Origin of the sequence: Rhizobium sp. L51/94, assembly GCF_019355555.1 — a bacterium.
GTDB lineage: Bacteria > Pseudomonadota > Alphaproteobacteria > Rhizobiales > Rhizobiaceae > Rhizobium > Rhizobium rhododendri.
The window spans coordinates 539869-554068 of record NZ_CP072141.1 but is presented as its reverse complement, the minus strand read 5'-3'; the positions used below and the strand labels follow the sequence as shown (position 1 = coordinate 554068).

At 62.3% G+C, this 14200-nt stretch carries 13 protein-coding genes and 1 riboswitch; of the genes, 6 read left to right on the top strand and 7 right to left on the bottom strand.

Features of this window, described 5'->3' with window-relative positions:
• Positions 1–49: 49 nt before the first annotated feature.
• The 3 genes from J5274_RS02740 to J5274_RS02730 all read left to right on the top strand — a co-directional run bounded on the left by J5274_RS02740 (position 50) and on the right by J5274_RS02730 (position 3109).
• Positions 50–700 (top strand): thiamine diphosphokinase, encoded by a 651-nt coding sequence (locus J5274_RS02740; protein WP_142824615.1) that lies wholly within the window; start codon positions 50–52, stop codon positions 698–700.
• 3 nt (positions 701–703) lie between these two features.
• Positions 704–2530, top strand: a complete 1827-nt coding sequence (locus tag J5274_RS02735; RefSeq protein WP_209187646.1) for an ABC-F family ATP-binding cassette domain-containing protein — start codon at positions 704–706, stop codon at positions 2528–2530.
• 177 nt (positions 2531–2707) lie between these two features.
• Positions 2708–3109, top strand: coding sequence for a response regulator (locus J5274_RS02730; protein ID WP_142824617.1), 402 nt, complete (start codon positions 2708–2710; stop codon positions 3107–3109).
• A gap of 28 nt (positions 3110–3137) precedes the next feature.
• On the opposite strand, the gene J5274_RS02725 is transcribed toward J5274_RS02730, so the two are convergent.
• From J5274_RS02725 to metA, 6 genes are all read right to left on the bottom strand, one after another.
• Positions 3138–3866 (bottom strand): SIS domain-containing protein, encoded by a 729-nt coding sequence (locus J5274_RS02725; RefSeq protein WP_142824618.1) that lies wholly within the window; start codon positions 3864–3866, stop codon positions 3138–3140.
• Positions 3863–5047 carry an N-acetylglucosamine-6-phosphate deacetylase gene (gene nagA, locus J5274_RS02720; protein ID WP_142824619.1) on the bottom strand — a complete coding sequence of 395 codons (1185 nt, stop codon included), beginning with the start codon at positions 5045–5047 and terminating at the stop codon, positions 3863–3865. The genes J5274_RS02725 and nagA overlap by 4 nt, the downstream gene beginning before the upstream one ends.
• Complete coding sequence (locus J5274_RS02715; RefSeq protein ID WP_142824620.1) at positions 5047–6072, bottom strand: SIS domain-containing protein; 1026 nt, start codon at positions 6070–6072, stop codon at positions 5047–5049. The genes nagA and J5274_RS02715 overlap by 1 nt, the downstream gene beginning before the upstream one ends.
• On the bottom strand, positions 6069–6842 hold the full coding sequence (locus J5274_RS02710) for a GntR family transcriptional regulator (protein WP_142824621.1): 774 nt from the start codon (positions 6840–6842) through the stop codon (positions 6069–6071). Before J5274_RS02710 ends, J5274_RS02715 begins: the two co-directional genes overlap by 4 nt.
• An 89-nt stretch (positions 6843–6931) precedes the next feature.
• Positions 6932–7957, bottom strand: a complete 1026-nt coding sequence (locus tag J5274_RS02705; protein ID WP_142828773.1) for an aldose epimerase family protein — start codon at positions 7955–7957, stop codon at positions 6932–6934.
• A 106-nt stretch (positions 7958–8063) separates the two neighbouring features.
• Positions 8064–8987, bottom strand: a complete 924-nt coding sequence (gene metA, locus J5274_RS02700) for a homoserine O-succinyltransferase (protein ID WP_142824623.1) — start codon at positions 8985–8987, stop codon at positions 8064–8066.
• 46 nt (positions 8988–9033) lie between these two features.
• Positions 9034–9114: riboswitch (SAM riboswitch) on the bottom strand.
• A gap of 238 nt (positions 9115–9352) precedes the next feature.
• Between metA and J5274_RS02695 the strand changes: the two genes are divergently transcribed.
• Positions 9353–11224 (top strand): ABC transporter ATP-binding protein/permease, encoded by a 1872-nt coding sequence (locus tag J5274_RS02695; protein ID WP_142824624.1) that lies wholly within the window; start codon positions 9353–9355, stop codon positions 11222–11224.
• A gap of 86 nt (positions 11225–11310) precedes the next feature.
• On the opposite strand, the gene efp is transcribed toward J5274_RS02695, so the two are convergent.
• Positions 11311–11880 (bottom strand): elongation factor P, encoded by a 570-nt coding sequence (gene efp / locus J5274_RS02690; protein WP_142824625.1) that lies wholly within the window; start codon positions 11878–11880, stop codon positions 11311–11313.
• 150 nt (positions 11881–12030) lie between these two features.
• On the opposite strand from efp, the gene epmA reads away from it, so the two are divergent.
• Positions 12031–13095, top strand: coding sequence for an EF-P lysine aminoacylase EpmA (gene epmA, locus J5274_RS02685; protein ID WP_142824626.1), 1065 nt, complete (start codon positions 12031–12033; stop codon positions 13093–13095).
• Entirely contained in the window at positions 13092–14162 is a 1071-nt protein-coding gene (locus tag J5274_RS02680; protein WP_142824627.1) for a lysine-2,3-aminomutase-like protein, read from the top strand. Before epmA ends, J5274_RS02680 begins: the two co-directional genes overlap by 4 nt.
• Positions 14163–14200 lie beyond the last annotated feature (38 nt).

Below are 14200 nucleotides of genomic sequence, written 5' to 3'. Positions count from 1 at the left end.
GGCTGTCGCTCTTCCCTATCGACCGGTCTTTGCGCTATGGGCTTGGCCCATGAGTTCATCCACCTTCACGATCCTGCTTGGCGGGGCGCTGCATCTGACGGAGCGGCTTCAGGCGGCAGTCGCCGGCAGTCGCTTCATCGCCGCCGATGGCGGAATGCGCCATGCGCAGGCGCTCGGTGTGGTGCCGGAACTGTGGGTCGGCGATTTCGATTCGAGCCCGGCTGACCTCGGCGAGGCCTTTCCGGATGTGCCGCGGCAGCCTTATCCTGCCGCCAAGGCCCAGACGGATGGCGAGATTGCCATCGAGGAGGCAATCCGTCGCGGTGCCCGTCGCCTGGTGCTTGCCGGCGCGCTCGGTGGCGAGCGGTCCGACCATGCGCTGGCCTTGCTTCTCTACGGCGTCAGCCTGGCGGAGCAGGGGTTCTCGATGCTGTTGACCTCCGGCGAGGAGGAGGCCGTGCCGCTGATCGCCGGCGCCATGGAGATAGACCTTCCCGCCGGTAGCCTGTTTTCCGTTTCCGGTTTCAGCGCGCTCGATGGCCTGTCGATTGACAATGCCCGCTATCCGCTTGCCGGTTTCCATTTGCCGTTCGGTGCCTCCCGCACCATTTCAAACGTTGCGCAGGGTATCGTGCGCTTTTCCCTTTCGAGCGGCAGGGCCATCGTCCTTGCCCGCCCCTATGACCTTTCCGGAGTCTGACCCTTGGCCCCCCCTATTCTGAAACTCGACGACATCTTTCTCTCCTTCGGCGGCGCTCCGCTTCTGGCTGGTGCCAATTTCCAGGTGGAGCCCGGCGACAAGATTTCGCTGGTCGGTCGCAACGGCTCCGGCAAGTCGACGCTGTTGAAGATCGCCGCCGGCATGGTTGAGGCGCAATCCGGCGAAATCTTCCGCCATCCTTCGTCAACGATCCGCTATCTCGAACAGGCGCCCGATTTCGGCGACCACAAGACTGTTCTCGCCTATGCCGAGGCCGGGCTGACACCGGGCGACGATCCCTATCGCCTCACCTACCTGCTCTCGCACCTGGGATTGACCGGTGATGAGGATCCGCAGAGCCTTTCGGGCGGCGAAGCCCGCCGGGCCGCACTCGCCCGCGTGCTGGCGCCGGAACCGGACATCCTGCTCCTCGACGAGCCCACCAACCATCTCGACCTGCCGACCATCGAGTGGCTGGAAGGCGAGTTGCAGAAGACCCGCAGCGCCATCGTCGTGATCTCGCATGACCGTCGCTTTCTCGAGAAGGTCTCGACAGCCACCGTCTGGCTCGACCGCGGTACTTCGCGTCGTCTCGACAAGGGTTTTGGTTTCTTCGAGGCCTGGCGTGACACGGTGCTCGAGCAGGAAGAGCTTGAGCAGCACAAGCTCGGCAAGCAGATCGAGCGCGAAGAGCACTGGCTGCGCTACGGCGTCACCGCGCGTCGCAAGCGCAACATGCGCCGCCTCGGCGATCTGCAGACGATGCGCGCCGACTATCGCGGCCACAAGGGTCCGCAGGGCTCGGTCAACGCCAACATTTCCGACGTGCAGGAATCCGGCAAGCTGGTGATCGAGGCGGAACTGATCACCAAGGCCTATGGCGAGCGGACGATCGTCGCGCCGTTCTCGATCCGCGTCCATCGTGGCGATTGCATCGGCCTCGTCGGCCCCAACGGTGCCGGCAAGACAACGCTCCTGAAGATGTTGACGGGCCAGCTGAAGCCGGACAGCGGCAAGCTTAAGCTCGGCACCAATCTCGAAATCGCCACGCTTGACCAGAAACGCGAAGACCTCGATCCGGAAGAGACGCTGGCCCATTACCTGACCGACGGGCGTGGCGAAAGCCTGATCGTCAATGGCGAGCAGCGCCACGTCACGGGCTACATGAAGGACTTCCTGTTCGCGCCGGAACAGGCACGCACGCCGATCCGCAAATTGTCGGGCGGCGAACGCGCTCGCCTGATGCTCGCCCGTATCCTGTCGCGGCCTACCAATCTCCTCATCCTCGACGAACCGACCAACGACCTCGACATCGAGACGCTCGATCTGCTGCAGGAAACCGTTGCCAGCTTTGCCGGCACCGTCATCCTCGTCAGCCATGACCGCGACTTCCTCGACCGTACCGTTACCTCGACCATCGCGCCGATGAATCCTGACGCGCCCGATGGCCGGTGGATCGAATATGCCGGCGGTTATTCCGACATGCTGATACAGCGCAAGGGCGTTGCCGACGAGCTTCGCAAGGCCGCAAAGGCCGAGAAAGCCCGGGGCGGTGGATCGAACGCCGGTAACCAGGGCGGCGTCAAGGGCAAGGCCAAGATGTCGTTCAAGCAGACCTATGCGCTTGAAAATATTCCGAAGGAAATCGCCAAGGCGGAGGCTGAAATTGCTGCCCGCGAACTGAAAATGTCTGACCCCAAGCTGTTTTCCAAGGATCCGGCAACGTTCAATGCTCTCGCAAAGGAAGTCGAGAAGCTGCGCGGCAAGGTGACGAAAATGGAAGAGGAGTGGCTGGAGCTCGAGACGATTCGCGAGCAGATGGGCTCCTGAGAACAGCAAAGGCGTCAATTTCATGGTCAAGAAACCGTAGCAGGAAAATTTCTTGTCTCCGCGTGGAACATTCGTCTGATCCGACCATTCAAGGGGGTACGTGGAGGCAGTGTGTATTGCTTTTGCAAGCCTCAGGTGCTGGCCTGATGCGCCCCACCTGGCTTCAAGGATATGACGATGGACAGGAAAGTGCTGATTGTCGAAGACGAGTTGCTGATCGCACTCGATCTCGAAGACATGGTGGAAAGCAATGGACTGCAGGTCGCAGCCATCGCCAACACGATGGCGCGGGCGCTGGCGGCGGCACCCCATGCTGATATCGCCCTCGTCGACGTCAATCTTTCCGACGGGCCAACCGGTCCGGCGATTGGCCGCATGCTGGCGGAGCAATTTGGCATAGCCGTCGTCTTCATGACGGCAAACCCCGAGGTCGTGTCGGGCGGGATTCAGGGAACCCTCGGTGTCCTGCGCAAGCCCGTGCAGCCTGGAATGGTGGCCCAAGCTCTGAAATACGCAATGGGACGGCTGACCGGCCAACTGGCCGCCGTTCCCCGTGACATGGAAGTCTTTGCCGCCTGAGCGACTGGTCAGTTGCCTGCCGGCATCATCAAAGATGCGGGTTTCGCGGCCTGTAGATGTCTACTAGGCGCTGGTTGATATCCTTCGCTCCCGGCATGTTCGCGCTGCGGTAGACCGGCGGATCGCCGTCTCCTGACAGCTGTGAAGCAACTTCAGCAAAAATTGCATTTAGAAGTGTCGCGCCGATGGCAGTCGATGCCGGCCCCACCTTGAGGTCGGTGCCGGGCAAATCGACCAGCGCATCGCCGGGGGGAAGACCGTTATCAAAGACGATGTCTGCGATATCGGCGAGGCGCCTGCGACCGTTGGCGATGGCTGCCGAATAGGCGAGCGATGTGATGGCGATGACGGTGGCGCCGATTTCCCGGCCGTAGTCGGCGGCTTCCGTCGGCGCGGCATTGACGCCCGAATTGGAGGCGATGACCAGCACGTCGCCACGCTCCATCCGGTAGCGTTCCAGCACCGGTCGAACCAGCCCCGGGGTGCGCTCGTAGATCGAGCTTATGACGGCACCTTCATGCAGCATCGCCGAGCCGACCAGTACCGGAACGGTAATCGCCAGTCCGCCGGCGCGATAATGCACCTCTTCTGCCAGCATGTGAGAGTGGCCTGTCCCGAACAGATAAACGCGGTGGTCGCTGCGCGCCGCCTCGCAGATAACGGCAGCAGCCCTTGCCATCGGCTCGGCTAAAGACTGGCGCAGTGCACCGAGCCTTTCGATCACCTCCAGGAAATAGGCATCCGTGATCGCGGTCATACGGATGTCTCCGGGCCTGTCCCGACAGACTTCGCAGCACCGGCTATCCAGGTGGCGGTCGCCTCGATGTCATCGTTGATGTGCACGAGGTCGGCACGCGCACCCGGCGACAAGTGACCCCTGTCAGTCAGGCGCAGAAAACGGGCCGGGTAGGAAGTCGCCATGCGCAGCGCTTCGGCCAGCGGCAGTTCCAGCATGCCGACGCCGTAGCGCACGGTCGAGGCCATGTCGACGTCGGAGCCGGCCAGCGTGCCGTCGGCCAGTACCACCTTCGAGCAGAAGCCGCCCTTCTCGCGGTAGACCGTGCGGCCGTTCAGCTCGAAGCTGTCGGCATCGGAACCTACCAGCGACATGGCATCGGTGACGAAGAACAGCTTGCCCTCGCCGCGCTTGGCGCGCAGGGCGACGCGCAAGGCACGGGGATCGACATGGTGACCATCGGCAATCATGCCGCACCACGTACGGGGATGATCGAGCGCCGCACCGACCAGACCTGGGCTGCGATGGCCTAGCTGGCTCATGGCATTGTAGAGATGGGTGACGCCACGGGCGCCGGCATCGAAAAGGGCGTCCGCAACATCGGCCGCGCAATCGGAATGACCGAGGCTGACGATGACGCCGCCCTCGTTCAGCGCCTGCACCTGGCGGGGCGTCACCTGCTCGGCGGCGATGGTGACCAGCAGCGTGCCGATTGCCTCGCGGGCACGGATGAAGGTCGTAACATCGCTGTCCTCAACCGGCCGCATCAGTTCCGGCAGGTGGGCGCCCCTGCGCGCCGGCGACAGGTGGGGCCCTTCGAGGTGCAGGCCGACGACACCCCGGTCGGCTTTGACAGCCTCGATGGCGGCTTCGATCGCCCGGGTCGTGGCAGCGCCGATGTCTGTGATCAGCGTCGGCAGCAGGGAAGTCGTGCCATAACGGCGATGGCCTTCGGCAATGGTATACATCGAGGCCGGCGACGGATCTTCGTTCAGCAGCCGCCCGCCGCCGCCGTTCACCTGTGCGTCGATGAAGCCCGGTGCCAGCACGCCGCCGTCGAGTTCCACACGCACACTGCTCTCCGGCAGGCTATTTCGGGCGGTGATCGCCTGCACCCGGCCATCGCCGACAACAAGCGCGTTGTCGTCGTGAAAGCGGTCGCCGTCGAAGATGCGGGCGCCGGTAAAGACCGTGTAGTCCATCACATCGTCTCCGTCACCTTGAGAAGATTAGCCGGCTTGTCGGGATCGAAACCCTTGCGGCGCGTCACTCGCTCGATCATCCGATAGTAGCAGAGCAGGGAGACCAGCGGGTCGATGAGGCCGTTTCCGGTCGAGGGCATTGTCAGGTTGATACCCGGCAGCGGGGTGGTCGAGAAAGACACGGCGGTGGCGCCGAGTTTCTGAAGGCGCTCCAGAGCCTGGGCGTTGTTGGCAAACGCGGCGTCGTCCGGGGCGAAAGCAACGACCGGGAAGCCGGGCTGAACCAGCCGCATCGGGCCGTGCATCAATTCGGCGAGCGAGAAGGCCTCGGCGTGCAGGCCCGACGTCTCCTTGGCCTTCAGCGCCGCTTCCAGCGCGATGGCGAAGGCCGGACCACGACCGCCGGTGTAGAGCGAGCTGGCTCCGAACAGCACCTCCTCGGCGGCAGCACTATCGATGCCATCGGTGGCTGCCAATGCCTGGGGCAGGCGTGAAAGGCCATCCTGCAGTGCGCTGTTGCCGGAGACGGCAGCGGTAACGCCCGACAGGGCAGCGACGGCGGTGATGAAGGATTTCGTTGCGGCGACGCTTTTCTCAGGGCCCGCATGCAGGTCGAGGACGATATCGGCTTGCCGCGCCAGTGGGCTGTCGGTGACGTTGACGACGGCGATCGTTGTTGCTCCGCCCTTCTTGGCGGCGGCCTGCAGGGCGATGATATCGGGGCTGCCGCCGGACTGCGACACGGTGAAATGGATGCCACCCTTCAGATGCAGCGGCGCATTGTAGACCGAGGCGATCGACGGGCCGATCGAGGCGACGGGGACGCCGCAGGAGATCTCGAACAGATACTTGAAGAAGGTCGCAGCATGGTCCGACGAGCCGCGCGCCGCCGTGGTGACGACGGAGGGTCTAGCCACAGCAAACAGCTTGGCGATTTCGGCGAAGACCGGCTTTTCCTTCTCCAGCAAGGTCGCCACGGCATCGGGCGACTGGCCGGCCTCGGTCAGCATCAGGGATTGCGTCATAGGTCATCTCCAATTTTCAGCTCTGCGACGAAATCATAGGCGTCGCCGCGATAATGCGATCTGGTGTATTCGACGACCCGCTGGTCAGCCAGGCGCGAGATGCGCTCGATCAGCAGTGCCGGGGCTCCGGGCTTGACGTCAAGCGTGGCGGCCGAGGATGGGTCGAGGGTGACTGCGGTCAGCCGCTGCAGGGCATGAACCGGGCGGAACCCGTTGGCAGTCAGGGCATCGTAAAGGGAGCTCTCGCCGGCCGCGTCTTCGGCCAGGAACTGGGTCGGGACGACGGCGCGTTCGATGGCGAGCGGCAGTCCGTCGGCCAGCCGCAATCGGTCGAGCCGCAGCACCGGTTCGTCGACGCCGAGGCCGAGCAGGAAGGTCTCCTCGGGCGTCGGCATGGAAACGCTCCGGGACAGGATTTTTGCCGCCGGCGAGCGACCGCGCGAGCGCATATCGGCGGAGAAGGAGGAGAGGCGCCAGAGCGACTGTTCCATCCGCTCGACCTTCTGGGAGACGAAAGTACCGCTGCCGTGCCGCGACTCCAGAGTGCCTGCCGTCAGCAGGTCGCGATAGGCGGTGCGCACGGTGACACGGCCGAGCTGCAGTCCTTCGGCGAGATCGCGCTCGGCCGGCAATGCAGTGCCCGGTTTCAACAGTCCTTCTTGAATAAGCCCGGTCAGCGCTATCGCCAAACGCCTGTAAAGCGGCCCGCTCGCTGCCGCATCCCGCAAGCCGCGCCCATTCAGTTCGGAAATCAAACTGGTTCTATCCATGGGTTCGGATTAGAACCTATGTAGGACCACTTTGCAAGGTATCTCTTGGGCGCTGGTCGCTTAGCCTGCGACCAGCGAAGGCTGCGCGCTCAGTTCTTCGTGAAAATGTAGTCCGTTTCCTGGCGCAGGACTTCGCCGGGATGGAGCGAAGCGGAGGAAAAGCCCGGCTGGTTGATGGCGTCGGGCCAGATCTGCGTCTCCAGGCAGAAACCGGCGAACGGACCCATCATCTTGCCGTCAATGCCGGGGACGGGGACGTCGAGCTTGAAGCCGGCGTAGAGTTGGACGCCCGGTTCCGTCGTACGCACTTCGAGCGTTACGCCGGAATTGATGCTGCGGGCGAGAACAACGGCGCGCTTGGCCGTGCGCTCCTGCGATAAACAGAAATTGTGGTCGTATAGTACCTGTTCACCGTCGACGAAGCGCTTCATCGGGCCCATTTCTCTCAGGTCGAAGGGCGTGCCGGCGACGGGAGCGATCTCGCCGGTCGGGATCTGCCGCGCATCGGTCGGCAGGTAGTGGTCGGCTGCGATCATGATGTCGTGGTCGAGCGCATCGTCGCGGCCGTCGAGATTGAAGTAGGCGTGCTGGCAGACATTGGCAATGGTCGGCTGGTCTGTCGTGGTCTCGTAGATTACCGATAGCTCACCATTGCCGTGGACCCAGTAGGTAGCCTGGATCGTGCAGTTGCCGGGATAGCCGCTGCGGCCATCGGGATCTACGATCTTGAGGACGACGCGGTCGGCGGCATGCTCGACGATCGTCCAGTTGCGCAGGGCGATATTGTCGAAGCCGCCGTGCAGATGGGTTACGCCGTTCTCGTTCAGGTCCAGCTGGTACGTCTTGCCGTCGAGCGTGAACCTGCCGTCGGCGATTCGGTTGGCGCAGCGGCCGGGCGTTGCGCCGAAATAGGCGGAGTGCTTTTCGTAGCTTTCGAAGTTGTCGAAGCCAAGCGTCAGGGCCGGCGCGTGGTTTTCAAGCCGGAGGTCCTGGATCACCGCTCCCCAGCTGATGACATGGGCAGTCAGCCCGCCGCCTGTAATCTTGACGCGGTGTACCGTCTCGCCGGCCGCAGTCTTGCCGAAAACTTCGCGCTGCAAAGTGCTGTCCGTCATGTCCTCATCCCATTCGTCTCTAATGCGAGGCGCCGACCCTGCCTCCATTCGCCGCTATCCGCAACCCGCCTGCCGGCGGAATCAGACCTCCGTCCCGGGGACGTGACTATTTCTGCAAGCCGATGTCGGCCATGTCGTAAGGTGTCGTCTGGTATATCTCGTTGATCCAGTTGCCGACGAACAGATGAGCGTGGCTGCGCCAGCGGTTGGGCGGCGTCAGGGACGGATCGTTGTGCGGGAAATAGTCGTGCGGCATCTTGATCGGGATGCCGGCATCGACGTCGCGGAAATATTCGTCTGCCAGCGACGTCGAATCGTATTCGACGTGGTTGAACATGTAGAGCCGCCTTGCTGTCTTCTCGTGCACAAGGCAAATGCCCATTTCCGGCGATTCCATCAGGATTTCCAAGCCAGGGACGGTTTCGACATCCTTGCGGCGGACTTCGGTCCAGCGCGACACGGGCACGCCGAAGTCGTCGGAAAAGCCGTTGAGATAGACCGAGGACGGGTTCAGGTTCTGGTGCCGGTAGACACCGAACGCCTTTTCCTTCAGCAGGTGCTTCGGCACGCCGTGAAAATGGTAGATCGCCGCCATCGCACCCCAGCAGACGTTCAGCGTCGAATGAACGTTGGTGGTCGTCCAGTCGAGGATCTGGCGCATTTCGTCCCAGTAGGTGACTTCCTCGAAGTCGAGCAACTCGATCGGCGCACCGGTGATGATGAAGCCGTCGAACTTGCGATGCCTGATCTCCTCCCAGGTCTCGTAGAACGACAGGAGATGCTCCTCGGAAGTGTTCTTCGCCTTGTGCCCACCGATGCGGATCAGCGAGAACTCGACCTGCAGCGGCGAGGCGCCGACGAGGCGCGCCATCTGTATTTCGGTCTTGATCTTGTTGGGCATCAGGTTGAGCAGCCCGATCTGCAGCGGACGGATATCCTGACGGACGGCCATCGTCTCTGTCATCACCCGCACGCCCTCTTTGACGAGGGTATCGAAGGCGGGCAGTGTATCGGGGATCTTAATGGGCATGCGCGTTACTCGATCAACTAAACCGGCGGCGAAAAAACGAATCGCTACCGGTCCGCATGCGGCCCTGATTTAGCGACTTGTTTAACGTGGCTGCAAGCCGGCCGGCCAAATCACCACGCGATGTTAAATAGCGCTGGACAGGTTTCGAATCAACATCAATCGCCGGTTGGTAAATGCGCGGCGCGGCGTGGTGAACCTGCAGCGGCATTCGGGCGTATAAGGCTTTCATAAGGTTTGAAGCGCAAGCTGATGGCGAGGAGGGCGGTTCCAGGCCAGGGATCGCTGGCGCTACGCGCTTCGGGCTCGCATGGATGGACATGTGCGATGGCCATGACTATCTGAGGGATGAGGATCAGGATTTTTTGATGGCCGTTGATACTACAGAGAAGCCCAGCGTCCAGGGCGATGCGCGCGTCGGATACGACTTGAGTGTGCTGTACAGGTTGAGGATGATGCTTTCGGCGTTCTGGCATTCGCCCGTGCGCGTCAGGCTCATATCGCTCGTGGTATCGCTGTTCGTCATCATTCTCGTGACGGCTTATGTGCAGGTTCTCTTGAACGAGTGGAATGCGCCATTCTACGATTCGCTGGCACGACGCGACCTTAACGAATTCGTGAAACAGCTTGGTGTCTTCGGCATGATCGCCGGCTCGCTGCTGGTGCTCAACGTCATCCAGGCCTGGCTCAACCAGATGGCGGCGCTCTACATGCGCGAGGGCCTGGCGCGCGACCTGGTCGATCAGTGGCTGAAGGGCAAGCGCGCCCTGCGGCTGGCGTCGTCTGGTCTGATCGGCGTCAATCCGGACCAGCGTCTCCATGAGGATGCCCGCAACCTTGCAGAAAGCACCACGGGCCTTGCGATCGGCCTCGTCCAGTCGACGATCCTGCTGATCAGCTTCATCGGCGTGCTCTGGGAGCTGTCGAGCGGCTTCATATTCCATTTTCGCGGCAGCAGCTTTTCCATTCCGGGATACATGGTATGGGCGGCGATTATCTATGCCGCCTCGGCTTCTTTCCTCAGCCAGTTCGTCGGCGGCAAGCTGGTGCGGCTCAATGCCGACCGCTACTCCAAGGAGGCCGAACTGCGTTTCGCGCTGATGCACGCCAACGAGTACATGCCGTCGATCACCATTGCCGGCGGACAGGAAAACGAGCGCCGCCGCATCAACGGCGATATTTCCTCGGTGCTCGGCGTTATCCGTAAGCTGGCCATCGCCAACACCAATCTTACCTGGGTGTCGGCGAGCTACGGCTGGATGGTGCTGGTCATTCCAATCCTGGTGGCGGCGCCAGCCTACTTCTCGGGCGGCCTCAGCATCGGCCAGCTGATGATGGTGGTTGGCGCCTTCAACCAGGTGAACACGGCACTGCGCTGGTATGTCGCCAATTTCGGGCCGATCGCCGAGTGGCGCGCGACGCTGATGCGCGTTACCGATTTTCGCGAGGCGGTCGTCGAGATGGATATCGAGGATCACCTGCCCAACATGATCGACGTCGCCCGCGCTGCGCCTGGCATGATGGTGCTGAAGGATCTCGAGGTCTCGACCAAGATGTCCGACGAGATCGTCGAGAACGGTTTTCGGATCCGCGAGGGCACGGTGACGATCACCGCCGGCGAGCACATCATGATCAACGGCGATCACGGCGTGAACCGCAAGCTGTTGTTCCAGGCGCTAGCCGGCGAATGGCATTGCGGCAAGGGCGAGATCGACCTGCCGCCGCCGGAAGACATGCTGTTCATGCCGCACACCGCCTATGTCCCGAGCGGAACGCTGCGCGAGGCCATGACATTCCCCGAGGCACGCGATGCCTACCCGGATTCCGACCTCGAAATGGCGATTGAAAAAGCTGGTCTCGGCAGGCTGAAAGGCAAGCTCGATACGAACGCCCGCTGGGATCGTATGCTCGATACCGACGAACAGAAGGCCGTCGGCTTTGCCCATGCCCTGCTCGCCAAGCCGCGCTGGCTGATCCTCGACGAAACGCTCGAAGGCCTGGAGCCGGATATCCAGAAGCGCCTGGTTGCGCTTCTGGGCGAACTCAAGGATACGACGATGATCTATATCGGCCGTTCAGAGGCTTATCTTGAACTCATGTCGCCGCGGGTATTGCATCTGCAGGCCCTGGTTCCGCCGGACCCGACAGCGCCGCCTGCAAAGCCTGTCTCGGGTGCTGCTCGCGGACAAAACCCGGCACGGCGCCCCATTGTCCGCAAGGAGACGGTGCGGCCCGCCTGAACAACTTCGCCCGGATACGAAAAAGGCCCCGACGCGCAATCCACGCGTTCGGGGCCTTTTATCGAGATGGAGTGCCAGGTCCGGGATCAGTCCTTGGCGCGTTCGACGTAGGAATTGTCTTCGGTCATGATGACGACGCGGGTGCCGGCATTGACATGCGGCGGCACCATGGTGCGAACGCCATTCGACAGCATGGCTGGCTTGTAGGAGGACGACGCCGTCTGGCCCTTGACGACCGGCTCAGTCTCCATGATTTCAAGCGTCACAGTGCGTGGCATCTGGATGGCAAGCGCGATACCTTCATGCATCGACAGGATGCAGGTCATGCCTTCCTGCAGGTAGGCCTTGTCGTCGCCCATGGTTTCGGCATCGACGGTAACCTGGTCGTAGTTTTGCGGGTTCATGAAGTGGAACCCGTCGCTGTCTTCGTAAAGGTACTGATGGTTGACGTCCTCGACGAAGGCGCGCTCGACTTGTTCGGTCGTGCGCCAGCGCTCGGAAACCTTCGTGCCATCCGAAATCCGGCGCATATCGATCTGGGTGACCGGCGTGCCTTTGCCGGGGTGGAAATTGGCGGCCGTCAGCACGACGTAGAGCTTGCCGTCGACGTCGAGCACATTGCCCTTGCGGATCGAAGAGGCGATAACCTTGACCATAAGACTTCCTTGTAACGCAGCTTTTTGCATCGTAGAGGACGGACCGAGCCCGTTTCCCTGATGCAGCAATGTTTTCTTGGGGGCGCAACTAACCTAAAATGGTGGAAATAGCCACCCCGTCGCGGCTCATCCTATAAAAGAAAGCGCGGAATGAACGCCAGCCTGACAAAAGCATCTCCCTGGTGGACGCCCGGCGTCCATGCGGATCGACGGCCTTTTCTTATCGGCCGCAATGCGATCCAGGCGGCGCTGCGCAGTTTTTTTTCAGCCGGCGACTTCCTCGAGGTTGATACGGCAACCCTTCAGATATCGCCCGGCAACGAGGCACATCTGCATGCTTTCGCTACAGAAGCCCTGACGACCGACGGTCAGGCGGCACCCTTCTACCTGCACACGTCGCCGGAATTTGCCTGCAAGAAGCTGCTGGCCGCGGGCGAACAACGTATTGCATGCTTTGCCCATGTCTATCGCAACCGTGAGCGCGGGCCCTTGCACCATCCGGAGTTCACCATGCTCGAATGGTACAGGGTCGGCGAAGGCTACGAGCAGCTGATGGCTGACTGCGTCGATATAATGCGACTGGCGGCGAAAACCGCGGGGGCTGCGCGGCTGGCGTTCCGGGGTGCCGAGTGCGATCCCTTTGCCGAGCCGGAGCGGATCAGCGTTGCGGCGGCCTTCCTGCAGCATGCCGGCATCGACCTCTTGTCCTCGGTTGCCGCCGACGGACAGACGGACCGCGACTGCCTTGCTGCGGAAATGAACCGCCTCGGCATGCGTGTTGCCGGCGACGATGGCTGGGCGGATATGTTCAGCCGGGTGCTGGTGGAAAAGATCGAACCGCATCTCGGTTTTGGCCGACCGACGATCCTTGACGAATATCCGGTCTCCGAGGCCGCTCTTGCCAGGCCCTCGGCGCGGGATCCGCGTGTCGCCGAGCGCTTCGAACTCTATGCCTGCGGCGTCGAGCTTGCCAATGGCTTCGGCGAACTCACCAATGCCGTCGAACAGCGGCGGCGGTTCGAGATCGAGATGGCGGAAAAGGCGCGGGTCTACGGCGAAACCTATCCGCTCGACGAGGATTTTCTCGACGCGCTTGCCATCATGCCCGAGGCAAGCGGCATCGCCCTCGGTTTCGACCGGCTGGTGATGCTGGCTACCGGAGCATCCCGCATCGAGCAGGTGCTTTGGGCGCCCGTTGCGGAGTTCGGAAGATGAACGTCATTCGATCGATCAGGACAGTCGACGATCTCCAGCGGGCATCGCTTGTCGATGGGCAAAACGCGGCGTCGCTGGAAGCGGTCGCGGAACGTTATGCCATCGCGCTGACGCCTGCCATTGCCGCACTGATTGACCGCACCGATCCCGATGATCCGATCGCCCGGCAATTCGTGCCCGATATGGCAGAGCTGGTGGTGACGCCGGAAGAGCGTGCCGATCCCATCGGCGATGCGGCCCACAGCCCGGTCACAGGCATCGTCCATCGCTATCCCGACCGTGTGCTGCTAAAGGCGGTGCATGTCTGCCCCGTCTATTGCCGATTCTGCTTTCGCCGCGAGATGGTCGGTCCGCAGGGTATGGGTACGCTGGATGCCGGCGAACTCGATGCCGCTTTCGACTATATCCGCGCCCATCCGGAGATCTGGGAGGTGATCCTCACCGGCGGCGATCCGCTGGTTCTGTCGCCCCGGCGTCTCGAAGAACTGCTGGCCGGGCTTGCTGCCATCGATCACGTCAAGATCGTCCGCTTCCACACCCGCGTTCCAGTCGTCGATCCGCAGAAGATCGACGCAGCGCTTGTGGCCGCGCTGAAGGCGAGCGGCAAGACGGTCTATGTGGCGTTGCATGCCAACCACCCGCGCGAACTGACGGCGGACGCACGCGCCGCCTGTGCCCGTCTTGTCGATGCCGGCATCGTCATGGTCAGCCAGTCCGTACTTTTAAAAGGGGTCAACGACGATCCCCTGGTACTGGCGGCGCTGATGCGCGCCTTCGTGGAAACGCGGATCAAACCCTACTATCTGCACCATCCCGATCTCGCGCCCGGCACCAGCCATTTCCGGTTGACCATCGCCGAGGGCCAGCGCCTTGTGGCCGAGTTGCGCGGTCGCTTGTCCGGTCTCTGCCAGCCGGCCTATATCCTCGATATTCCCGGCGGCTACGGCAAAGCGGTCATCGGCGAGCGTGCCATCCGCGATGTCGGCGAGGGTTGCTATTCGGTTTCCGATTTCCGAGGCGAATGGCACGATTACCCGCCGCCATCCGGCAGCGGTAAGCCTGACTAGGCGCGATCCCGCGACGACTCACGAAAATTTATCTTCTT

Excerpts from the sequence above, each read along its gene's own strand:
- J5274_RS02740 (WP_142824615.1), top strand. The coding sequence starts at position 50 with ATGAGTTCATCCACCTTCACGATCCTGCTTGGCGGGGCGCTGCATCTG.
- J5274_RS02730 (WP_142824617.1), top strand. The coding sequence starts at position 2,708 with ATGGACAGGAAAGTGCTGATTGTCGAAGACGAGTTGCTGATCGCACTC.
- J5274_RS02725 (WP_142824618.1), bottom strand. The coding sequence starts at position 3,866 with ATGACCGCGATCACGGATGCCTATTTCCTGGAGGTGATCGAAAGGCTC.
- nagA (WP_142824619.1), bottom strand. The coding sequence starts at position 5,047 with ATGGACTACACGGTCTTTACCGGCGCCCGCATCTTCGACGGCGACCGC.
- J5274_RS02715 (WP_142824620.1), bottom strand. The coding sequence starts at position 6,072 with ATGACGCAATCCCTGATGCTGACCGAGGCCGGCCAGTCGCCCGATGCC.
- J5274_RS02710 (WP_142824621.1), bottom strand. The coding sequence starts at position 6,842 with ATGGATAGAACCAGTTTGATTTCCGAACTGAATGGGCGCGGCTTGCGG.
- J5274_RS02705 (WP_142828773.1), bottom strand. The coding sequence starts at position 7,957 with ATGACGGACAGCACTTTGCAGCGCGAAGTTTTCGGCAAGACTGCGGCC.
- metA (WP_142824623.1), bottom strand. The coding sequence starts at position 8,987 with ATGCCCATTAAGATCCCCGATACACTGCCCGCCTTCGATACCCTCGTC.
- J5274_RS02695 (WP_142824624.1), top strand. The coding sequence starts at position 9,353 with ATGGCCGTTGATACTACAGAGAAGCCCAGCGTCCAGGGCGATGCGCGC.
- efp (WP_142824625.1), bottom strand. The coding sequence starts at position 11,880 with ATGGTCAAGGTTATCGCCTCTTCGATCCGCAAGGGCAATGTGCTCGAC.
- epmA (WP_142824626.1), top strand. The coding sequence starts at position 12,031 with ATGAACGCCAGCCTGACAAAAGCATCTCCCTGGTGGACGCCCGGCGTC.
- J5274_RS02680 (WP_142824627.1), top strand. The coding sequence starts at position 13,092 with ATGAACGTCATTCGATCGATCAGGACAGTCGACGATCTCCAGCGGGCA.